The 21041-nt window shown below is 62.3% G+C and carries 19 protein-coding genes; 9 read left to right on the top strand and 10 right to left on the bottom strand.

The features are described 5' to 3' along the window. Positions 1–176: 176 nt before the first annotated feature. Entirely contained in the window at positions 177–1898 is a 1722-nt protein-coding gene (locus JQ600_RS22220) for a cation:proton antiporter (RefSeq protein ID WP_212269691.1), read from the bottom strand. Positions 1899–2249: 351 nt separating this feature from the next. Here JQ600_RS22220 and JQ600_RS22225 point away from each other — a divergent pair, with 351 nt between their 5' ends. Beyond that, positions 2250–3494: a PLP-dependent aminotransferase family protein gene (locus JQ600_RS22225; protein ID WP_212385867.1), complete on the top strand. Its 1245-nt coding sequence runs from the start codon at positions 2250–2252 to the stop codon at positions 3492–3494. A 1-nt stretch (position 3495) separates the two neighbouring features. After that, a complete protein-coding gene (locus JQ600_RS22230) occupies positions 3496–4395 on the top strand; it encodes a DMT family transporter (protein ID WP_312010853.1) in 900 nt (299 codons plus the stop codon). 23 nt (positions 4396–4418) lie between these two features. Here the strand turns inward: JQ600_RS22230 and JQ600_RS22235 are convergent, their stop codons facing one another. Further along, a complete protein-coding gene (locus tag JQ600_RS22235; protein ID WP_212490095.1) occupies positions 4419–5462 on the bottom strand; it encodes a beta-propeller fold lactonase family protein in 1044 nt (347 codons plus the stop codon). A 124-nt stretch (positions 5463–5586) separates the two neighbouring features. Further along, positions 5587–6867, bottom strand: a complete 1281-nt coding sequence (locus JQ600_RS22240; RefSeq protein WP_212269695.1) for an amidohydrolase family protein — start codon at positions 6865–6867, stop codon at positions 5587–5589. Positions 6868–7203: 336 nt separating this feature from the next. Here JQ600_RS22240 and JQ600_RS22245 point away from each other — a divergent pair, with 336 nt between their 5' ends. Then, positions 7204–7440, top strand: coding sequence for a hypothetical protein (locus JQ600_RS22245; protein WP_212385863.1), 237 nt, complete (start codon positions 7204–7206; stop codon positions 7438–7440). 88 nt (positions 7441–7528) lie between these two features. Here JQ600_RS22245 and JQ600_RS22250 read toward each other — a convergent pair whose 3' ends face one another. Further along, on the bottom strand, positions 7529–8701 hold the full coding sequence (locus JQ600_RS22250; protein WP_212385862.1) for an acetyl-CoA C-acyltransferase: 1173 nt from the start codon (positions 8699–8701) through the stop codon (positions 7529–7531). A gap of 101 nt (positions 8702–8802) precedes the next feature. Further along, positions 8803–9621: an aldo/keto reductase gene (locus JQ600_RS22255; RefSeq protein WP_212385861.1), complete on the bottom strand. Its 819-nt coding sequence runs from the start codon at positions 9619–9621 to the stop codon at positions 8803–8805. Between the two features lie 136 nt (positions 9622–9757). Here JQ600_RS22255 and JQ600_RS37260 point away from each other — a divergent pair, with 136 nt between their 5' ends. Next, entirely contained in the window at positions 9758–9886 is a 129-nt protein-coding gene (locus tag JQ600_RS37260) for a hypothetical protein (RefSeq protein WP_283813476.1), read from the top strand. A gap of 10 nt (positions 9887–9896) precedes the next feature. Here JQ600_RS37260 and JQ600_RS22260 read toward each other — a convergent pair whose 3' ends face one another. Continuing rightward, a complete protein-coding gene (locus JQ600_RS22260; protein WP_212385860.1) occupies positions 9897–10310 on the bottom strand; it encodes a hypothetical protein in 414 nt (137 codons plus the stop codon). Positions 10311–10455: 145 nt separating this feature from the next. Beyond that, positions 10456–13929 carry an indolepyruvate ferredoxin oxidoreductase family protein gene (locus JQ600_RS22265; protein ID WP_212385859.1) on the bottom strand — a complete coding sequence of 1158 codons (3474 nt, stop codon included), beginning with the start codon at positions 13927–13929 and terminating at the stop codon, positions 10456–10458. Between the two features lie 211 nt (positions 13930–14140). Here JQ600_RS22265 and JQ600_RS22270 point away from each other — a divergent pair, with 211 nt between their 5' ends. From JQ600_RS22270 to JQ600_RS22285, 4 genes are all read left to right on the top strand, one after another. Beyond that, positions 14141–15085 (top strand): hypothetical protein, encoded by a 945-nt coding sequence (locus tag JQ600_RS22270; RefSeq protein ID WP_212385858.1) that lies wholly within the window; start codon positions 14141–14143, stop codon positions 15083–15085. 44 nt (positions 15086–15129) lie between these two features. Continuing rightward, the gene (locus tag JQ600_RS22275) at positions 15130–15684 is read left to right on the top strand and encodes a carboxymuconolactone decarboxylase family protein (protein ID WP_212385857.1); all 555 of its coding nucleotides are present in this window, start codon (positions 15130–15132) and stop codon (positions 15682–15684) included. 1 nt (position 15685) lies between these two features. Continuing rightward, entirely contained in the window at positions 15686–16486 is an 801-nt protein-coding gene (locus JQ600_RS22280; RefSeq protein ID WP_212385856.1) for an SDR family NAD(P)-dependent oxidoreductase, read from the top strand. 183 nt (positions 16487–16669) lie between these two features. Next, positions 16670–16894, top strand: coding sequence for a hypothetical protein (locus JQ600_RS22285; protein WP_212269704.1), 225 nt, complete (start codon positions 16670–16672; stop codon positions 16892–16894). Between the two features lie 13 nt (positions 16895–16907). Here the strand turns inward: JQ600_RS22285 and JQ600_RS22290 are convergent, their stop codons facing one another. Genes JQ600_RS22290 through JQ600_RS22300 form a run of 3 tightly spaced genes read right to left on the bottom strand, consistent with a single transcriptional unit; the run spans position 16908 to position 19842 of the window. Beyond that, positions 16908–17291, bottom strand: a complete 384-nt coding sequence (locus JQ600_RS22290) for a cupin domain-containing protein (RefSeq protein ID WP_212385855.1) — start codon at positions 17289–17291, stop codon at positions 16908–16910. A gap of 27 nt (positions 17292–17318) precedes the next feature. Beyond that, complete coding sequence (locus JQ600_RS22295) at positions 17319–18023, bottom strand: SDR family oxidoreductase (protein ID WP_212385854.1); 705 nt, start codon at positions 18021–18023, stop codon at positions 17319–17321. 19 nt (positions 18024–18042) lie between these two features. After that, positions 18043–19842, bottom strand: coding sequence for a thiamine pyrophosphate-binding protein (locus JQ600_RS22300; RefSeq protein ID WP_212269707.1), 1800 nt, complete (start codon positions 19840–19842; stop codon positions 18043–18045). A 203-nt stretch (positions 19843–20045) separates the two neighbouring features. Here JQ600_RS22300 and JQ600_RS22305 point away from each other — a divergent pair, with 203 nt between their 5' ends. Further along, the gene (locus tag JQ600_RS22305) at positions 20046–20939 is read left to right on the top strand and encodes an IclR family transcriptional regulator (protein ID WP_212214214.1); all 894 of its coding nucleotides are present in this window, start codon (positions 20046–20048) and stop codon (positions 20937–20939) included. Positions 20940–21041: the final 102 nt, after the last annotated feature.

Genomic DNA, 21041 nt, shown 5'->3' on the forward strand with positions numbered 1-21041 from the left:
GCTTTCCTTCGGTTGAGAGACGAGTGTTCGCAGCCGCCAAAAGAATGGCTGCTCGCCGTGCAATATTCAGTGTCGGTTGTATTAAGTTCGGTTCAAATGGAGAGTTGGGAGACTCTGATCCCCCGCGGCGCCTGTCCGTCATCTCTCCGCTTACGGAGATAGAGCGACAGACAGCCTTACGGCAGCACTTCCTTGCGCTCGGCGAGCAGTGCATCCATTTCGGCGCGCTTGTCTCCCAGCAGGTCGGCGGCGGCGGCCTCGATCACGGTATAGAGTTCGTGAGCATCGCTGAGCCGGGTCACGGTGACGTAATCGGCGCCGGCTGCGTAAAGGTCGTTGACGTCGGACAAGAGATCCGCGGTCGCGACGATTTTTGCGGTCGGGTTGAGGGTGCGCACGTGCCGGACCAGTTTCTCGTTGTTGGCGCCCTTCAGGAGCGAATCCGGCACGCTCAGGATGATCAGTTCCGACTTGCCGATACCGGCATGGAGCAGCGTATCGACATTGCTGATATCGCCATAGATCACGTGCAGACCCCGATCGGCCAGCGTCCGGAACACATTGGGATTGAAATCGATCACGGTGATCTGTTCGAGCACGAGCGGATTTTGCCGCTCGATTTCGGCGAGCAGCGCGCTCGCCGCGCGGAAGAAGCCAAGAATGACGATACGGCGTGCCTCATGGCCGCCCTCATGTCCGGCCTCGCCCTGGCCGTGATCGAGATCGCGCAGCCCGATCTTCTTCATTGGACCGATCAGAGCCCGCGTGATCTCATCGCTCTTGCCCATCACGAAGGTGCTGATCACGGCCAAAATGACGAAGGCGAACGACGCCGCGCTCGACGTCTCGGTCCCGATATGGTTCGCGACGACACCGGTCTGGATCACGACCAGCGAAAACTCCGAGATCTGCGCCAGATTGATCGCCGGCAACAGGCTGGCGCGCAGACCCTGTTTCATCAGATAGAGCGGCACAAATGTCGTCACCACGCGGCTCACCACGGTGAAGGCCGCAATCAACAGCGCCAGCCCGATCACCGACGGGCCGGGAATGGGAATGGTCATGCCCAAGGCCACGAAGAACAGCGTGATGAAGAAATCGCGCAGCGTCGTCACCTTGGCGGTGACGTCGAGCGCATAGGGGAATGTCGAGAGCGAGACACCGGCGACCAGCGAACCCATCTCGCGCGACAGATGCAGCTTCTCGGCAATCTCGCCGATCAGGAAGCACCAGGCCAGCGCGCCGAGCAGGATCAGCTCAGGGCGGCGCGCGATCTGGTGAAACAGCCGCGGCAGCACGTAGCGGCTCAGCACCAAAGCGGTCGCCACCAGCACGCCGACCCGGCCGATCGAGATCAGGATCACGCTCACTTGAAGATTGTCGAGGCTCGGCTGCACGGCGAGGAACAGGATCGCGAAGATGTCCTGCAGCACCAATACGCCGAGCGTGATGCGGCCGGGCAGCGTATCGAGCTCACGCTTCTCGTACAGCACCTTGACGATGATAACGGTTGAGGAGAGCGCGCAGGCCACGCAGAGATACAGCGCGTCGAAACGGCCCGCCCCCATCGACAGTCCGATCCCCCAAAAGAACAGGATCCCGAGCAGGCAGCCGCCGACCAATTGCCCGCCCGCGGCGAACAGGATGACCTTGCCGGCGCGCACGATCTTTTTCAGGTCGATTTCCAGCCCGATCATGAACAGCATGAAGATCAGGCCGAGTTCGGAGATGACGTGAATCGAATCCTTTGAATGGACCCATTTCATGCCGAATGGACCAATCAAAAACCCGGCGATAAGGTAAGCGAGGATCAGCGGTTGCCGGGTAAAATGCGCCAGCAAACCAAGCACCCAGGCAAACAGGATGCATAAAGTGATATCGCCGATAAGCTCGTGCATATTTCCTGACTTTTCCTCATTGCAACCTAGAGGCCGGGGCGCAATGGTCAAACGAGCAATGTGTCACATCCGCCTAACAGGTCTCTTTCTAGCGATTCTTGCCTGCCTGTCGATCCTTTACTGCCCGGGAGCGCAGGCGCAGGCGGCCGGCAGTATCCGGCAAAATTTGGAAGGGTTCCTGACGGCGAACCCCGCACGCACCCCCGCTATATCGGGCAGCATCGATAGCAGACATTCCGCTTTCATCCCCCGGCGGCGACCGATTAAGATCATCGGCAAGAACTAACCAAACTACCGGAGGGCCGCGCCAGCGGCCTTCTCAACGAAAAACAAAACGGGAGTGAATGTCCAATGTCTACCGCATCAATCTTTGATTTCGCACCATTGCTGCCGGCCGGATTGCCGGCGCCGGCGGCGCGGTGGACGGGTCTGGCCAAATACAGTTTCGTCGGCGGCAACAATGATCCCGACCAGGTGCCGGTCGATGGCCTGATCGCGGCGATGACTGCCGTGCTCCAGCGCGAGGGCAAGACGCTTGCGACCTACGGCCTCGCCAGCGGCCCGCAGGGTTACCGCCCCCTGCGCGAATTCCTCACCAAGAAACTCAAGCGCGATGCCGGCATCGGCTGCACCACCGACGACGTCATGATCGTCTCCGGTTCGCTGCAGGCGCTCGACCTCGTCAACGCGACGCTGCTGGCGCGCGGCGATACCGTGCTGATCGAACAGGAGACCTATCAGGGCTCGCTGAGCCGGCTGACCCGGCTCGGCGTCAAGACGGTCGGCATTCCCCTCGACGACGAGGGCATGCGGATGGATGCGCTGGCGGCTGTTCTGGCCGACCACAAGCGCCGCGGCATCATGCCGAAATACATCTACACCATCCCGACCGTGCAGAACCCGACCGGCTCGATCCTGCCGGAGGCGCGGCGCGCCGAAATGATAAAACTGTCGCAGGAATACGGCGTGCCGATCTTCGAGGATGATTGCTACGCCGACCTGATCTGGAACGGCCAGCGCCCGCCCGCGATCTATGCGATGAGCAAGCAAGGCGGCGTCATCCATATCGGCTCGTTCTCCAAATCGATTGCGCCGGCGCTGCGGGTCGGATTCATCGTCGCGCCCTGGGAGATGATGTCGCGGATGCTGGCGCTGAAAACCGATGCCGGCTCCGGCGCGCTGGAGCAGATGGTGCTGGCGGAATATTGCACGCCGCATTTCGAAACCCACGTGCCGAAGCTGACACGCGGCCTGCGCGCCAAGCTCGATACGCTGATGGAGGCGCTCAACGAGCAGTTCGGCACATCAGCCGAGTTCGAGGATCCCAAGGGTGGCATCTTCCTGTGGGTCAAACTTCCCGACAATGTCGATACGTTGAAGCTGTATCAGGCAGCGCTGGCCGCCGGCGTCGCCATCAACCCGGGGCCGGAATGGTCGACCGACAAGTCCTATGCCGGCAGCCGCCTGCGGCTGTGCTTTGCCAGCCCCTCCCACGAGCAGATCCGCGAAGGCGTCGCCGTGCTCGCGGACGTCTGCCGCAAGGAGTTCGGTGTGCCCGAGCGAAGCGCCAATGTGGAGAAGCGGGCGCGCAGTTAAGGTGCGCGAGCGCACACCTGAGGTGACCGGCGCCGCCTCCCAGCATCGCCTCGGCATTGCCCTCGTCGTCGCTGCCGCCATCGCCTGGAGCACGGCGCCGTTCTTCACGCGGCTGCTTGCCTATGATTCCTGGACCATCCTGTTCTGGCGGGGGTTGTTCGGCGGCGGCCTGATCGCGGCCATGATGGTGTTGCTGCAGGGTCGCGCCGGCCTGCAGGAGCTGACCAGGATGGGAAAAAGCGGCTGGCTGGTCGCGTCGTATTCGACAGCAGCCATGATCGCCTTCATCCCTGCCCTGCAGCTGACCAGCGTATCCAATGTCGCAATCATCATCGCCACGGGGCCCTTCCTCGCCGCAGCGCTGGCGTGGGCATGGCTGCGAGAAATCCCGAGATTGCGAACCATGCTGGCGAGTGTCGTGGCGCTCTGCGGCGTTGCGATCATCCTCGGCAACGCGCGCGCCGGTTCCGATATCCTCGGAATCGCACTGGCCTGCTTCATGGCACTGGCGATCGCCGCGATGACAGTCATGGTGCGGCGGCACAAAGGCACCTCGATGGTCGCCGCGGCCGCGATCTCGAACATCCTGGGCAGCGTGGTCAGTATTCCCTTTGCTCACGGCATCGCCGGCGTCACCGGGTACGACCTGTTCATTCTTGCGATGTTCGGGTTCTTCCAGGTCGCGATCGGCCTCACGCTGTTCTTCCTCGGCTCACGCCTGTTGCCATCCAGCCAGGCGGCGCTGATCTCGACGCTGGAGACACCGCTGATGCCGTTTTGGGTGTGGCTGGCGTTCGCCGAGGTTCCCGGAATCCGGGTCCTCATCGGCGGCGCCCTTGTCATGGGCGCGGTCATTGCCGACATTATCGGCGACAACCGCGCGCAGCGGCAATCAGGCTGATCTGGCCGACCTGCCCCTCCGCTCTACCGCGACATGGCGACGATCTCGACCCAGTTCGGGTTCTTGCCCACGGCATACTCCTTGAGTTTGGTGAGTTTGCCGGTCGCCTTGTCGATGGCGTAACTCGTCATGCTGTTGGACGATTGGCCGACCGACAACAAATAGCGGCCGGTCGGATCGATGTTGAAACCGCGCGGCTGCTTTTCGGTCGGGTAGGAATCGATCGGTGTCAGCATTCCCGTCTTGGGATCGACCTTGAATGCCGCAAGCGTGCTGGTGGTGCGTTCGGAGGCGTAGAGAAATTTGCCGTCCGGCGTGAGATGGATATCCGCAGCCCACGGCTTGCCCTCGAACCCCCTGGGCAATGACGTCGCGACCTGAATTTCCTTACCCAGGGTACCGGCCTTGGCATTCCATGGGAAAACGTAGATCGACGCGTCGAGTTCATTGAGCAGATAGACGAACCGGTTGCCCGGCGCGAACACCAGGTGACGCGGACCGGCCTTGGCCTTGACGCTAACGGTCGGTGGATCGTTGGGTACAAGTTTGCCGGTCTTGGCGTCGAATTTTTCCTGGTACACGACGTCGCCGCCGAGGCTGGTGTGCAGCACGTAGCGGTTCGACGGATCGACCACGATGCAATGCGCATTCGGCTGCGTCGCCATGATCTGCTGCGCCGGCTGCACGACGCCGTCGAGGCCGATCGGATTGACCGTGACCTTGTTGCCGCCATAGGAGGCGCTGAGCAGGAACTTTCCGCTCCGGTCGGTGGCGACATAGGCCATCGAATCGGCCAGCGGACCGGGGCCCAACGGCTTCAATTTGCCGGTCTTGGAATCGATCGAAAAGCTCACCACCGAATATGGCTCGTTGCGCAAGCCCGCAAAGAGACGTTTCTTGTCGGGACTGACCGCCAACGGCAGCGAGCCTCCGGGTTTGGCAGGGCCCGGCACCGCGGTCGTTTCGACCGGTGTCAGTTCGCCGTTCGGCTTGAGTTCCAACACGTGGACGTCCTGGCTGTCGGCATTTCCGACATACACAAACGTCGCAGCACCCGCAGATGACATGAAAACCCCAGCTCCCAGCAAAGCAGCCACGCTGAATATCGCATTAAGACTCGCTCGTGCTCGCACGTTGCCTCCTCATTTCCGGTTGATCGAACAGCGGTTGCCGACGTGATGGATGCGCACCCTATCGCACCGCGAACGGCGCCTGATACGGCCTCCCGAACGGCACGCCGTTGATCACGGTCTGCACCGGTTTCAGCAGCAGCTTGCCCTCGCGCTTGTTGTTGCGGGTGTCGACGAACGAGACCTGCGCCTCCATCAGTTCCATGATCGCGACGTCGCCGGGCGCGCCGACCTGCAGCGTGCCGATTTTCGGTGCGCGGTTGATGATCTTGGCCGGCGCCGAGGTTGCCATCGCCACCACCTGCTCCACCGTAAATCCGAGCGGGATGAACTTGCTCATCACGTTCGGCAGATACGGCATGCCGGGCGAATTGCCGGAGAAGACGTGGATGTCGGACGAGATCGTGTCGGGCGGGCAGCCGCCCGCGATCGCAGGCTCCGCCACCGTGAAATCGAAACTGCCGCCGCCGTGCCCGACGTCGAACATCACGCCGCGCTGCTTGGCGGCAAGCGCTGCCGGCAGCAGCTTGCCGTCCTGCACGATGTTGGTGAACACGCCGCCGACGTTCGGTGCGCCGGAATAGGCATGGGTCAGCACATCGCCCGGCCGCAGCAGATCGAGAATCTGCGACATCAACTCCTTGGTCTCGACGCCGCCGATATGCACCATCATCTTGGCCGGCCAGCCGCACATCTCGCAGGCCTTTATGGCCCGCTTCAGTGGTTCGAGGCCGTGCTTGGCGATGACATTCTCCGACATCCGGACTTTGACGCCGAGCAGGAAATCCGGATTCTCGGCCAGCGCCATGGCGCAGGCGTCGAGCTGCGCGTGGTCGATATTGTATAGTTCGGCGACCGGGAAACCCGACAGTCCATGATTGGCGATATGGACGAAGGCGTAAATCCGCGCGCGGGATTGCGCCACGATGTAGCGGCGCAGCGCGGCGATATTGTTGACGCCGGCGTCCCCCGCCGACACGACTGTCGTCGTTGCCTGGGCCTGCACCAATTCGTCGGCGGGAATGCCGATCGCCGAACCATAGGGGTAGACATGGGAGTGCAGGTCGATCAATCCCGGCGTCACCAGTTTGCCGGCAGCGTCGATGGTCTTCGAGGCGCGTGCGGCCGGAATATCGGCCTCAACTGCCTCGATCATGCCCCAGCGAATGCCGATATCACGTTTTCCCCGCAACGACTGGCTGGGATCGAGCACATCGCCGCCCTTGATCACGAGGTCGAACTTGTCGTTCGGGCCCATCGCGGCATTGGCCGGTGCGGACATCGCAGCGACCGCGGCCGATCCTGACAGGCTTAGAAAATCACGGCGTGAAAACCCGCTCATGGCATCGCTCCCCCAGATGATTTTTATGGCGCGATGATGCGCCGGGACCGGGCTTTCCGCAAGCCGGCGCGTGCCTACGCTCAACCCACACGGGTATCAATGACCGTGCGGCCGGACGGTCCGTGGGATCGCGGTTGTCCAGAACGGCCGCGTGTAAACGCAACGTTTCGAGCGTGGGTTATTGGACTAAAGAAACTTGCTCGTGCACGGAACCAACGCACGCATTGCATCCGCAGATCCTTGCTGAACAGACATTCAGAATTCTCTTCAAGTTTCGTCGGAACGTTCCCGTCGATGCGCTGTTCTATCCTCGCTCAATTGAGAAGAGGACAAGTAATGAAGAAGTTTGGATTAGTTTTGGCCGCGCTTGGCGCGATCATCATCGGGGTGCCGTCGATTGCAAGCGCACAGACTGTTGTGATCAAGCGTGGCAGCGGTTATCACCAAGGCCATCACCACTCTCACGGTGCACGCGCCGAATACCGCGGGCATCGTGACCGCGGCTACCATCGCGGACATCGTGGTCATGGTCACCACAACAAGGTCGTGATCATCAAGAAGCATCGTTACTGAGGTTGATGCCTCAGACTTAGGCCTCAACGGAAAATGGCTCCTCGCGGAGCCATTTTCTTTGTTGGTATCGCCGGCTGATTGCTTCGGCTCAGCTGTAGATTTCAAACAGGCCTGCGCCACCCTGGCCGCCACCGATGCACATGGTGACGACGCCCCACTTCGCCTTGCGACGACGGCCTTCCTGCAGGATGTGGCCGGTGAGCCGCGCGCCGGTCATGCCGAAGGGATGGCCGATCGCGATCGAGCCGCCGTTGACATTGTACTTCTCGGGGTCGATGCCGAGCTTGTCGCGAGAATACAGACACTGGCTGGCGAAGGCTTCGTTCAGTTCCCAGATGTCGATGTCGTCGATCTTGAGGCCATGGCGCTTCAACAGCTTCGGCACGGCGAAGATCGGGCCGATGCCCATCTCATCCGGCTCGCAGCCCGCCGCCGCCCAGGCAACGAAACGGCCGAGCGGCTGCAGGCCGCGCTTTTCGGCATCCTTGGCTTCCATCAGCACGACAGCCGCCGCGCCATCCGAAAGCTGGCTGGCATTGCCGGCGGTAACGTATTTGCCGGCACCCTTGACCGGCTCGAGCTTGGCAAGGCCTTCCATGGTGGTCTCGGGACGGTTGCACTCGTCGCGATCGACCGTGTAGTCGACGATGCTTTCCGCTTTCGTCGCCTTGTCGACCACCTTCATCCTGGTCTTCATCGGGACGATTTCGTCCTTGAACTTGTTGGCCTGCTGGGCGGCGGCCATGCGACGCTGCGATTCCAGCGAATACTCGTCCTGGTATTCGCGGCTGAGCTTGTAGCGCTCGGCGACGATGTCGGCGGTATCGATCATCGCCATGAAGATGTCGGGCGCGGTCTTGAGCAAATCCGGATCGATCGATTCCTTGGGCGAGCCGCCGCCGGGAATCGAGATGCTTTCAACGCCGCCAGCCACGATGCAATCGGCGCCGTCCGAGCGGATCGAGTTGGCGGCCATCGCGATGGTCTGCAGCCCCGAGGAGCAGAAGCGGTTGACCGAAACGCCGGCCGTCGACTTTGGCATGCCAGCGAGCAGCGCAGCCTGGCGGCCGATATTGGGCGCGCCATGCGCGCAATTGCCGAGATAGCAGTCCTCGACGTAGTCCTTCTCGACGCCGGCGCGCTCGACCGCGTGCTTGATGGCGTGAGCCGCCATCGACATCGGAGGGGTGATATTGAACCCGCCGCGGCCGGACTTCGCCAGCCCCGTACGTGCATAGGAAACGATAACAGCTTCACGCATTTTCTAGACCTCCCTTTGATGCCACCCAGTATGGACTGGACCTCAGCCCGTGTGTAGCGAAAAACCTTGAATTCCGGCGGACGGAAAAGGAGGAATCGCCTTCAATCCCACGCCGGCCCGAAGGCGGGATTTACACAACGTTTGTCCTTCGGCAAGGCCGCGATTGCCTTTCGATCGTCGTCATCAAGCCGCAGCTTCAGCGCGTCGAGATTGGCCTTTTGGCTTTCGGCGCGCGAGGCCTTCGGGATCGCGGCGACGCCGTCCTGGTCGAGCAACCATTTCAGCGCCACCTGTGCGGCGCTGGCATCATGCTTGCGCCCGATTGCGGTCAAAACTTCGTCCGACGCCACGCGGCCCTGCGCCAGCGGGCAATAGGCAACCAGCGGAATCGATTTGGCGGTGAGATATTGGCGCAGCTTTGTCTGATCCAGCATCGCGTGGTATTCGACCTGGTTGCAGGCAATCGGAGCCTTGATCTCCTCGACCACGGTTTTCAAGAGCGCGATGTTGAAATTGGCGACCCCGATGGCGCGGGTGCGGCCTTCCTGCTTCAGCTTCATCAGCGTTTCGAAGATCGCCGGCAGGTTAATATCTCGTGACGGCCAGTGCACCAGATAGAGATCGACCTGATCGAGCCGCAGCTTCTTCAGGGAAGCATCGAAAGCCCGGCGGATCGCGTCCGGCGCCAGGTTTTCGTTCCAGACCTTGGTGGTGACATGCAGGTCCTTGCGGGCGATGCGCGAGGCCGCGATTGCAGCGCCAATCGGCTCCTCATTGCCATACATTTCCGCGGTGTCGAGATGCCGGTAGCCCAGCGCAATCGCGCTTTCGACCGCGGCGCGGCAGCCATCGCCCTGCAGGCGAAAGGTGCCAAGTCCAAGCCTCGGCAGGGCAATGCCCTGCGTTTGCAGATTTTCCATTGAATGCTCCCGAAGGCGTAAAGTGTCGCGGGGAAGACGAAAGCCGCATGGACGGCATTGGATTGCGTGGGATAGATCGCTATAAATAGACTGCCCGCAAGGCGCTGGGCAAATCAAGATCAGGTCAGGGAGAGCGATGGGCAACGCGTTGCAACGATGGCTGGATTCGCATCAATTGCCGGCGATCGCCGCCGCCGTACTCGGCGTGATCACGACGCTCTCCGTGCTGATCGTGGCTGTCTTCTTTCTGATCGGAAAACCCTGAGCGACCGCCGCTATCGCTGCCAGTTGCAGATGCCGCCGGACCTGCACGGCCAGGTTTGAATCCGGGTATCGCGCGCCTGCGCATCGAGCGGATTGTGGCGCGGCTTCGCCAGCTTCGCACGCGCTGCGGCACGCGGCGCCTCAGTGCTAGTCTTCTCGGCCTGAGATTTGGCGACATGCGCCTTGCGTGGCGGCAGCTTGGGCCAGATCGTCGAATCCAGATCCGCCTCCGTGTCCTCCGACCTTGCCTCGATCCGAACGGGCCCGAACCGCGCCTCCGGCCCGATCCGCTTGGACGACAATACGGCCCTGGGAAGATCAAGGCTGAGCAACTCACCCGGACGATACTCGGCCGCCGTCGCGGCGCCGGCCAATGCCAAAAACCCCGTGCAAACCGCTGCAGCTAAAGCGCTTTTCAGGACCATTATGGGCCTCCTGAAATGAATAAAAATAAAGGTAACTGAGACCATCATGTAGGAAGCCGGCAGGGCCTTTTCCAGCCGAAATTTTCGGCAAGGTTACCCGCTAACTACGCCGGCCGCGAAAAATCCGCGGCCGGTCGCCCGGAACCTATTCCGCGGCTTGCGCAACCGGCTGACCGATCGTGCCCTCCAGCCGCGCGCATTCCTGGCGGTAGCGCGCGACATTGGCCTCCTTGATGTGGCCGTAGCCGCGCACGAGGTCAGCCATTTTCGCCAGCGCCACCAGCCGCGGCCAGTCCTGCGGTTTGGCCGTGTCGAGGTGGCGGAGGATCATGTCAGAATATTCGCCCGGCAGTGCCCGCTCCATCCGGCGCTCGGAGGTATAACCGAACGGATCGAACGCGGTGCCGCGCAGGAATTTGAAGCGCGTCAGGACATCGAACGCCTTGAGGATCCAGCCACCGAATTCACGCTTGCGCAAATGCCCGGTGACCTTGTCGCGGCGCGCCAGCAAGGGCGGCGCCAGGCTGACTTTGACGCTCGCGTCGCTGTCGAACTGCTCCTTCAGCGCTCTGGCAAATTCGCCGTCGGAATAAAGCCGGGCAACTTCGTATTCATCCTTGTAGGCCATCAGCTTGAACAGGCCCTTTGCAAAGGCTTCGGTGAGGTCCTGCGCTGCAGGAGAAGCCTTGGCTTCGGCGCCACGCACCCGCGCGACCTCGGCAAGGTAGCGCTTCGAATAGGCCTCGTTCTGGTAGTCGGTCAGGAAGCCAGCACGGTGAGCGATGGTCTCGTCCAGCGTCCGCTTGACCGGCGCTGTGCCCTGCGCCTTGAAGCGCGCGGCGCTGACCACACGTTGCAGGTCGTGCGCGGCAAGCCGGCCCCAGGAGAACGCGAGTTTGTTCATCTCGATCGCCGCGCCGTTGAGGTCGATCGCCTTCATGATCGCTTCCAGCGACAGCGGAATCGCGCCGCGCTGGAATGCAAAACCGAGCATGAAGGAGTTGGTCGCGATGCTGTCGCCCATCAGGGACGAGGCGAGACCGGTCGCGTCCAGAATATCGAGATCGCTGGCGCTGACGGCCTCGTTGAGCGAGTCCCGCATCGCGCCGGCCTGGAAGTCGATATCGGGATCAATGACAAAACTTGCGGTCGGCAGCAGATCGGCGTTGACGATCGCGCGCGTCAGGCCGCGCTCGGCCCGGCTCAGCGCCGGGATGCTGGTGGCGACGACGATGTCGCAGCCGAGAATGAGGTTGGCGGTGCCGGGCCCGATCCGGACATTGGCGAGATCGTCAGCCGACGGCGCGATGCGGACGTGGCTCATGACCGCGCCGTTCTTCTGCGACAATCCCGTGAAGTCGAGCGTCGAGCAGGCCCTGCCGTCGACATGCGCGGCCATGCCGAGCAATGCACCGATAGTGATGACGCCGGTGCCGCCGATGCCGGTGACGAGAATGTTGAACGCGCCGTCCAGCGCCGGCAGTTTCGGTAGCGGCAGGTCGGCGAACAATGCTGACGGATCGGCCGCGGTGCGATCGGCCTTCCGCAGCTTGCCGCCATGCACGGTGACGAAACTCGGGCAAAAACCTTCGATGCAGGAGAAATCCTTGTTGCAGTTCGATTGGTCGATCCGGCGCTTGCGGCCGAGTTCCGTTTCCAGCGGCTGCACCGAGACGCAGTTGGAAACAGCCGAGCAGTCGCCGCAGCCTTCGCAGACGCGCTCGTTGATGAAGACACGCTTCGGCGGATCCGGATAAAGCCCGCGCTTGCGGCGACGGCGCTTTTCGGCGGCGCAGGTCTGGTCGTAGATCAGGACCGAGAGGCCCTTGACGTCGCGCAGCTCCTTCTGCACGGCGTCGAGCTCACGGCGGTGATGAACGGTGGCGCCCGCGGGGAAATAATTGCTGGGATATTTCTCGGGCTCGTCCGAGACAATCGCAAGCCGCTTGGCGCCTTCGGCGGAAACCTGATGCGCGATCTGCGACACGGTCAGGCCGCCCTCGGCCGGCTGGCCGCCGGTCATCGCGACTGCGTCGTTGTAGAGGATCTTGTAGGTGATGTTGACACCGGCGGCGGAAGCCGCGCGCAGCGCCAGTAGCCCCGAATGGGTGTAGGTGCCGTCGCCGAGATTCTGGAACACGTGCTGTTCGCTGGTGAACGGCGCCTGCCCGATCCAGGTGACGCCTTCGGCGCCCATATGCGAGATCGTCGCGGTGCGGCGGTTCGGCACCGAGAGCGCCATGCCGTGACAGCCAATGCCGGCCATCGCGCGGCTGCCCTCAGGCACTTTGGTGGAGGTGTTGTGCGGGCAGCCCGAGCAGAAATACGGCGTCCGCTGCAGCTTTGCAGCACCAATGCCCTCCGCGGGCCGGTCGAACGCTTCGAGCTTGGCGAGGCGCTGTTCCAACGCCGGGCTGCGATGGCCGAGCCGGCGCAACCGCGCCACCACGGCCGCGGCGACCATGGTGGGCGTGAGTTCGCCTTCGCTTGGCAGCAGCATCGCGCCGGTCTCGTCGCGCTTGCCTACCACCGAGGGGCGCCTCATAGCATCGACATTGTAGAGGATGCGCAGCAGCTGATCCTCGATGAAGCCGCGCTTCTCCTCGACCACAAGCACGTCCTGCAAGCCTTCGGCGAACGCGCGTGCGCCGTGCTCCTCCAGCGGCCAGGTCAGCGCGACCTTGTAGATGCGCAGTCCCAGCGCCTGCGCTTCGGCGTCGGTAATACCAAGATCGGCCAGCGCCTGGCGCAGGTCGAGATAGGCCTTGCCGGTCGCCATGATGCCGAGCCGCGCCGGCTTGGAATCCAGCACGATACGGTCGAAGCGATTGACGCGGGTGAAGGCGGCGACCGCCTGCATCTTCGGGCCGTGAAGCCTGCGCTCCTGCTCCAGCGGCGCGTCCGGCCAGCGGATGCCAAGCCCGCCCGGCGGCATTTCGAAATCGGTAGGGATGATGATCTTGATGCGATCGGGATCGCTGACGATCGAGGCCGAACTTTCGACCGTCTCGGAAATCGCCTTGAAGCCGACCCAGCAGCTCGAGTAACGCGAAAGCGCAAACCCAAGAATCCCGAGGTCGAGATAATCCTGCAGCGTCGCAGGGTTGACGACCGGCATCAATGCCGCCGCAAATACCTGTTCGCTCTGATGGGCTAGCGTCGAGGACTGGCAACCATGATCGTCGCCGGCCAGCGCAATCACACCGCCATTGGGCGAAGTGCCGGCCGAGTTGGCATGCTTGAGCGCGTCCATCGAGCGATCGACGCCGGGACCCTTGCCATACCAGATGCCGAACACGCCATCGACCTTGGCACCCGGAAACATTCCGACCTGCTGGCTGCCCCACACCGCCGTCGCCGCCAGATCCTCGTTGAGGCCGGGCGCAAACTCTATGTTGTGTTCCCTCAGGAAGGATTTCGCACGCCACAGAGCATGATCGTACATGCCGAGCGGTGAACCGCGATAACCCGAGATGAAGCCCGCGGTGTTGAGTCCCTGCGCGCGGTCGCGTTCGCGCTGCAACATGGGCAACCGGACCAGTGCCTGCGTACCGGAAAGAAAGATGCGTTTCGCATCCAGCCGGTACTTGTCGTCCAGCCCAACTTCCATCAACGCCATTTTTCGCTCCCCGTCGCGCTTTTCTGTGCCGGCTGTTTTGAACCGGTCTAATTGGAGCCAGAATGCACCGGTTTTGCTATGCGTGCCCAGCCTGAATGCATGGCGGCAGGACATATCTCGGCTGCGATGTGGATTACGGTCGCACCCTTGCCGAAACCTGTCTTCTTTGAAACGCTGGACGGCAAACGGAAGAGTCAAGGAAACCTCAGAGATGACAGAAGCGGCATTCACGACCGAGATACTGGAGAGCGGCGAAGTGCTCGTCGGGCCGTGGCGAGGCCCAAAGCAGATGCTGCAGGCGCAGGTCTACGATTCCCACGCCTCGATCCATGACGACGCGACGGCGCAAAAGCTCGGCTTCAAGGGCGGCACCATCGAAGGCCCGACTCATTTCAGCCAGTTCGCGCCGCTGTGCGAACGGATCTGGGGCCAGGCCTGGTTCGAGACCGGCTGCCTTTCGGCGCATTATCGCAATCCTGCTTTCGAAGGCGAGGAGGTCCAGGCCAACATCGAAAAGCCGAAACCGGGCCAGACCGTTTGCGCCATCGGCATGACCAAACGCGACGGCACCGAGATTTTGCGCGGCACTGCGTCCGTCGGCGGCGATGGGACGGAAACCGCACTTCACCGGCGGCTCGGCGAATTGAAGCCGCTCACTGAGCCCGTAGTTCTCGCCGACCTCAAGGTCGGCATGAAGACCGGCCGGCAAACCGTGAAAATGGATTTCGACCAGAACATGGGCGATCTCTATCCGTTTTCGCTGGCCGAGAAGCTGAAGGTCATCACCGAACCTTCGGCGTATTATTCGCAGGAATTGAATCCCTGGGGCCGGGCCATCATCCCCATGGAGATGCTGAGCGTGCTGTTTCAATACCGCGCGCGCGAGGACCGGCTGCCGATCCGCGGCCCCGCCGTTGGACTGTTCGCGGACCAGGAAATCCGTCTGCTGCGCGGGCCGCTTTTCGCCGGCGAGAATTACACGACCGAACGCGAGGTCGTCGCCTTGAGCGGCAGCCGCCGCACCGAGAGCGTGTGGGTGCGCACCACCGTATTCGGCGCCGACGACAAGCCGGTCGCCACCATGCTGCTCAATCATGCGAGCATGAAGGATTCATACGCCAATTACGCGAGCGAGCATAAAGCGCTCTATGGCTGAGGTGGCGGTGCCGGACGATCTTGCCAGATAAGGAAAAGAAGAAAATGGCCCGCCTGCCCTATCTCGAAGCCGACCAGGTCGCGCCTGAGTATCGCGACATGCTCAAGCGCAACACCAATTTGCACAAGCTCCTGGTCAATTCGCCCGACATGGCGCGCGCCTTCAACGGCATCGGCGGCTACATCCGCTTCCAGAGCAAGCTCGATCCGCGCCTGCGCGAGCTTGCGATCCTGCAGGTCGGCTGGATGGAGAAATCGGAATATGAATTCACCCATCATGTGAAGATCGGCAAGGAGTTCGGCGTCACCGACGACGACATCAAGGCGATGATGGCGGAGACCGAGGGCAAGCCCTCGAACCTCGAACCGCTGGCGAAAGCCATCCTGCGCGGTGCCCGCGAGATGGTGCGCGAGCTCGCGATGTCGGACGCGACCTTCGCCAAGATCAAGAACGAACTCTCCAACGAGCACATGACCGATCTGGTGCTCACCATCGCGTTCTACTGCGCCGTGGTCCGCGTGCTGGCGACGATGAAGATGGACAACGAGCCCTATTACAAAGAGGTACTGCAACAGTACCCGATCCCGGGAGTGGAGTGAAATGCGCCTGAAAGATCGTGTCGCCATCGTCGTCGGCGCCGGCCAGAGCCCCGGCGAAGGCATCGGCAACGGCCGCGCCACCGCGCTCACCTTCGCACGCGAGGGCGCCAGGGTGCTGTGCGTCGATCACCATCTCGAATCGGCGCAGGAGACCGTCGACTTGATCGCGGCCAAACAAGGTACGGCGATCGCCTTCAAGGCCGACGTCACCAGGAATGCCGACATCAAGGCGATGGTGGCGGATGCGCATGGCCGCTGGGGCCGCATCGATATCCTGCACAACAATGTCGGCGTCAGCCTGTCCGGCGGCGACGCCGAACTGCTTGATATCACCGAGGAGGCGTTCGATCGTTGCGTCGCGATCAATCTGAAGAGCTGCATCCTCGCCGCCAAGCATGTGATCCCGATCATGCGCCAGCAAAACAGCGGCAGCATCATCAACATCTCCTCGATGGCTGCGATCACCACTTATCCATACGTCGCCTACAAGGCGACCAAGTCCGCGATGATCGCTTTCACCGAACAGCTCGCCTACCAGAACGCGCAATATGGCATTCGCGCCAATGTCATCCTGCCCGGCCTGATGAACACGCCGATGGCGGTCGATACCCGCGCGCGCGAATTCAAGAAAACCCGCGCCGAGGTCGAAGCCGAACGCGACAGCAAGGTTCCGCTGCGCCAGAAGATGGGCACCGGCTGGGACGTCGCCAATGCCGCGCTGTTTCTCGCATCCGACGAAGCGAGTTTCATCACCGGCGTGACGTTACCGGTCGATGGCGGCGCGAGCGTGCGCCGCGGTTAAGGATTGTGGCGCTTTGACGCAATGCAGCACGTCACGATTCGAGACAGTTGAAATATTCCAGTGACACGATGATGTGACGGCGCATCATCATCGCACGTCCAAATCCTGACTCGTTGTGGTCGCATGAATTTCATGAGCGGCGGCTATCACGCGCCTTGAGAACGTGAGGAGTCTTTGGACGCCATGAACGATGAAATCGACTACGATCTGACGCCCGACCAGTGGGAAGTGTTGAAGAATCTGCGCAACTCCGCATCCCGGCCACAGCGGATGAATCGATTCACAATTCAAGGCCTGATTGCGCTTGGACTCGTTACGATCAACGGCGATGTGCCGGTCCTCACGTCAAGCGGACGCAAGGTGCTGGTTAGAGGCTCATCGTGCCTGCTGCTCGATCTTGCGGCGTAATGTCGCCGTCGTGTCACAGCGGCTTCTCGTCATCCGTCACCGGTGATGTGATGACGAGGAACACCAGATCGACCAAGCCGGAATTCGAGATGGCGTGTTCCACGCCCGGCGGCAGGAAAATAAAATCGTGCTTGCGCACGACGTGGTTCTTGCCGGCGATTTCCATCAGCCCCTCGCCCTCTAGCACGTGATAGATCTGCTCCTGGATCTTGTGCTTGTGGCGCGCGACATGGGCCATCGGCTGGTACATCGAAATCCGGTAGTCGATGTGACGCGAGCCCGCCGTCTCCGGCATGACCAGCGGTTTCGACAGTGCGCCGCCAAAATGATTGGGGAATTCGCGCCAGGACACTTCGGCGATGTTGCGGATGAAAGCGCCGTGATCCTCTGAAGCCATTTGGTGCTCCTTCAGTTACCGCGACGATCAGATCACCAGCGCGCCGCCGTCGATATAGACGATCGATCCCGTCGCAAAGCCGTTCGCCATGAAAGACAATATCTGTCGCGCGATGTCGTCGCCGATCCCGACCCGGCCGACCGGTAACGCAGCGGCGGTTTTGGCCAGCATATCACGGCGCGCCTCCTCCGGCATTGCGGCGCGGATCGGCGTATCGATCACCCCGGGCGAGACGGCGTTGACGCGCACCGGCGCCAGTTCGAGCGCCAGAGCTTTTGCCAACGATTCGAGCGCGCCATTGGCCGCACTGACGATGGCCGAATTCGGCCGCGGGCGAACGCTGAGGAAGCCGGAGACCAGCGTCAGCGATCCGCCGGGGCGAATCTCGGCCGATCGCGCTACCCGCCAGGCGCCCCAGAACTTGCTTTCCATCGTGGACCGCACGTCCTCCATCGCGACCGTCTTGAACGGACCGGTGCGAAGCTGGGCTGCCGTGACCACGACATGATCGACCGGGCCGCAGGCGCGAAACAGCTTTGCGATGCTTTCGTCGCTGGTGACATCGGCCGGGATCGCGATCGCGTTCAGCGTTTCCGCAACCTTGTCGAGGCGCTCGACATTCCGCGACGAAACAATCACATCGGCGCCTTCGCGCTTGGCCATTTCCGCGGTCGAAAGACCGATGCCGGAGGAACCACCGACGACGACGACTTTCTTGCCTGCAAGCAACATGCGCTCTCCTCAGTTCAAATCAGACGGGCTGATAGCGGGTGCCGATGCCCGCCTTGCTTTGGCCCAGGCCGGGCAATTCCCAGACGCCGGCGCCGGTGGGATTGATATCGGCGGCGATATCGACGTCGATCAGATAGGGCTTGTTGGCGGCGATGCCCCTGCGGATGGCCTCGCCGATATCGCCGGCGCGATCGACCCGCACGCCCTCGACGCCGCAGGAGCGCGCCATCGCGGCAAAATCCGGATTGTAGCGCTGGCCGGTCACGGGATCGTGGAAGTCGGTCGCCAGTTCGCGGCCGCCGAGATAACCGCGCTGCAGCCCGCGGATCGAGGCATAGGCGTAATTGTTCCAGACCACCCAGACGACGGGCAGATTATATTCGACCGCGGTTCCCAGCACGTTGGCGTGCATGAAAAAGGCGCCGTCGCCGCACACGGATACGCAGGGCCGGTCGGGCGCTGCGAATTTCGCCCCCATCACGCCGGCGACACCAAAACCCATCGGGCCGAACCCCATCGAACCGATCAACGAGTCCGGCCGCTTCGGCTTGCAGAAGGAGAGCAGCCAATTGTGGTGCACGCCGATGTCGCTGACCAGGATCGCATTCTCGGGCAGCGCCTTGTCGATCTCAAGCGCAGCACGCTGCGGGTTGATGGGCATGGTGTCGTCGGAAAATCCGGGTGCGACGAACTTGTCCCACTCCTTGCGATAGGTATCGATCTGCGCCAGCCATTTTTTGCGGCTGTCGCCCTTCTTGGTCAGATCGGCGCGGCGGTCGAGTTCGGCATGAACCTGCCGCAGGAACGTCCGAACGTCGGCCATCAGCCCGAGCGCGACCGGATAGTTGCGGCCGATCTCTTCGGGGTCGATGTCGACATGGATCAGCCGCGTCGGCGGAATGGTGAAGGAGTAACCGGGAATCCACGAACTCGAGGTACGATCGTCGAACCGCATCCCCATCGCCAGCAGCACGTCGGCCTGACGCGTCGCGTGGTTAGCCTGGTAATGACCGGCACGCGCGACGAGGCCCAGCGCCAGCGGATGGTTGCAGTCGATCGCGCCAAGGCCGCTGGCCGATGCCGCCACCGGAATCTGCAGCCGCTCGGCGAGCTTCAGCAATTCCTCGGCCGCGCCACCATAACGCACGCCCTGCCCGACGATCATCACCGGCCGCTCGGCGCCGAGCAGCATATCGACCGCCTTCACCACGCCCTCGGGATCGGCGCCGCAGCGGCTGGAGATGTTGGCGTTCCAGGCCTGCGCGTTCGGCGCCTCCTCGGCGGCCGACTCCATAAACACGTCAAAGGGAACATCCAGCACGACAGGTCCCGGACGTCCCGACATCATCGTCTTCCAGGCTTGCCGAACCGCGAGCGGCACCATCTCGCCCCGCGTCGGCTGGAACACCTTCTTGCAATAGGAACGCACAGTGGAGGGAAAGTCGGCCTGATAGTGCCGATACAATTCCTGAAACGCCCCGCGATTGAACTGGCTGGTCGGCACATTGCCGGTCACCGCCATGAACGGCACCGAATCGAGGAACGCATTGCCGAGCGAGATCGGCAGATTGGCCGAGCCCGGCCCGCAGGAGGTGAAGGTCGCGGTCGGCCGCCCCGATACGCGGTAATATACGTCCGCCATGAACCCGGCGACGCTCTCATGGTGGACCGAGATGGTCTTGATGTCGTCGGAACGCTCGTACAGCGCATCGATGAACTGGATATTGCCGTGGCCGCACAGGCCGAACACCTGCGGCACCTTCTCCTGGATCAAATAGTCGACGATGACCTGGGCCCCGTTGAGCATATTGCGCGCCATCGGATCACTCTCTCCCTGCTCAACAAGCTTGGACGCCGCGTCTTAATTCGCGCGGCCGGCAAGGGCGGACCCTATTTCTCATAATACTGTACGTCAATTGCTATTGTGGTATAGGGATGGACAGGCCCGCAGCGGAGCATCATGCTATTCATTGACGAGGACAGCCTGATAGAATTCGGCCCAGCCCTCCTGGAGACCCATCCGTGAAATCGCGAACCAAGCCGAAGACGAGCGAGAAGCCCGCCACGCCACGCAAGACGGCGGTCGCCCGGCTGGTGCAATCGAACGCGCCCAACATCGACGACGACGCCGAGGAGCGTCAGCGCGGCGGCGTGCAGTCGCTCGGGCGCGCGTTTTCGATCCTCGAGGAAGTCGCGCGCCACCGCGAGGGCATCAGCCTCGCTGAACTCAGCAAGCTTGTCGGCCTGCATAATTCCACCACGTTCCATCTTGCCAAGACCCTCGTCACGCTGGGCTACATGCGGCAGGAGCGGGATTCCAAGCGCTACCGCGTTGGCCGGCCGTTGTTCGCGCTCGCCGCCAGCGCGCTCGATGAAATCGAGATGGTCAATCTCGCAACACCGGTGCTGGAAGATCTCTCGCGGGAAACCGGCGAGAGCGGGCATTTTGCGGTCCGAATGGGCGATTCCGTCGTGGTTATTGCCCGCACCAGCGGCTCCGGCGCGTTCCAGCTCACCGACCGGGTCGGCGTGGTGCGACCGGCGCACTGCACTGCGCTCGGCAAGATCATCCTGGCCTCGCTGCGCCCCGACCAATTGAAGCGGTTCCTCGAACGTGTCGAACTGAAGCCTTCGACCGGCAAGTCGATCACCGATCCTGCCGTGCTGCTGCGCGAAATTGCCGAAATCCGGCGCAGCGCAATCGCGATCGACGACGGCGAGTACAACGCGGAAGTGCGCTGCATCGCGGTGCCGGTCTACAATTTTACCGGCGACGTGATCGGGGCGCTGGGCATTTCCGGCCCGATCTGGCGGATGTCCGACCAGGTGCTGAAAAGCCGCGCCAAACTGGTGCAGACCGCCGCCGCCCGGCTGTCCGCCGAGTTCGGCGCCCGCGACACCGCGAAGTCCTCCTAACGCCTCTCCCCAATCGCTTGAAGCGAATCTGCGACGCATTTGGCGTTGACAGGCGCGGCTGTGTCCGGAATTATCCTCCAATAATAAAAGATCGTCTCTCAC

The sequence above is a fragment of the Bradyrhizobium sp. AUGA SZCCT0176 genome, from assembly GCF_018130145.1.
In the GTDB taxonomy this organism is placed as follows: Bacteria; Pseudomonadota; Alphaproteobacteria; order Rhizobiales; family Xanthobacteraceae; genus Bradyrhizobium.

Bases quoted from the DNA above. Each gene is read 5' to 3' on its own strand.
- JQ600_RS22220 (WP_212269691.1), bottom strand. From the start codon at position 1,898: ATGCACGAGCTTATCGGCGATATCACTTTATGCATCCTGTTTGCCTGG.
- JQ600_RS22225 (WP_212385867.1), top strand. From the start codon at position 2,250: ATGTCTACCGCATCAATCTTTGATTTCGCACCATTGCTGCCGGCCGGA.
- JQ600_RS22235 (WP_212490095.1), bottom strand. From the start codon at position 5,462: ATGTCATCTGCGGGTGCTGCGACGTTTGTGTATGTCGGAAATGCCGAC.
- JQ600_RS22240 (WP_212269695.1), bottom strand. From the start codon at position 6,867: ATGAGCGGGTTTTCACGCCGTGATTTTCTAAGCCTGTCAGGATCGGCC.
- JQ600_RS22245 (WP_212385863.1), top strand. From the start codon at position 7,204: ATGAAGAAGTTTGGATTAGTTTTGGCCGCGCTTGGCGCGATCATCATC.
- JQ600_RS22250 (WP_212385862.1), bottom strand. From the start codon at position 8,701: ATGCGTGAAGCTGTTATCGTTTCCTATGCACGTACGGGGCTGGCGAAG.
- JQ600_RS22255 (WP_212385861.1), bottom strand. From the start codon at position 9,621: ATGGAAAATCTGCAAACGCAGGGCATTGCCCTGCCGAGGCTTGGACTT.
- JQ600_RS37260 (WP_283813476.1), top strand. From the start codon at position 9,758: ATGGGCAACGCGTTGCAACGATGGCTGGATTCGCATCAATTGCCGGCG.
- JQ600_RS22260 (WP_212385860.1), bottom strand. From the start codon at position 10,310: ATGGTCCTGAAAAGCGCTTTAGCTGCAGCGGTTTGCACGGGGTTTTTG.
- JQ600_RS22265 (WP_212385859.1), bottom strand. From the start codon at position 13,929: ATGGCGTTGATGGAAGTTGGGCTGGACGACAAGTACCGGCTGGATGCG.
- JQ600_RS22270 (WP_212385858.1), top strand. From the start codon at position 14,141: ATGACAGAAGCGGCATTCACGACCGAGATACTGGAGAGCGGCGAAGTG.
- JQ600_RS22275 (WP_212385857.1), top strand. From the start codon at position 15,130: ATGGCCCGCCTGCCCTATCTCGAAGCCGACCAGGTCGCGCCTGAGTAT.
- JQ600_RS22280 (WP_212385856.1), top strand. From the start codon at position 15,686: ATGCGCCTGAAAGATCGTGTCGCCATCGTCGTCGGCGCCGGCCAGAGC.
- JQ600_RS22285 (WP_212269704.1), top strand. From the start codon at position 16,670: ATGAACGATGAAATCGACTACGATCTGACGCCCGACCAGTGGGAAGTG.
- JQ600_RS22290 (WP_212385855.1), bottom strand. From the start codon at position 17,291: ATGGCTTCAGAGGATCACGGCGCTTTCATCCGCAACATCGCCGAAGTG.
- JQ600_RS22295 (WP_212385854.1), bottom strand. From the start codon at position 18,023: ATGTTGCTTGCAGGCAAGAAAGTCGTCGTCGTCGGTGGTTCCTCCGGC.
- JQ600_RS22300 (WP_212269707.1), bottom strand. From the start codon at position 19,842: ATGGCGCGCAATATGCTCAACGGGGCCCAGGTCATCGTCGACTATTTG.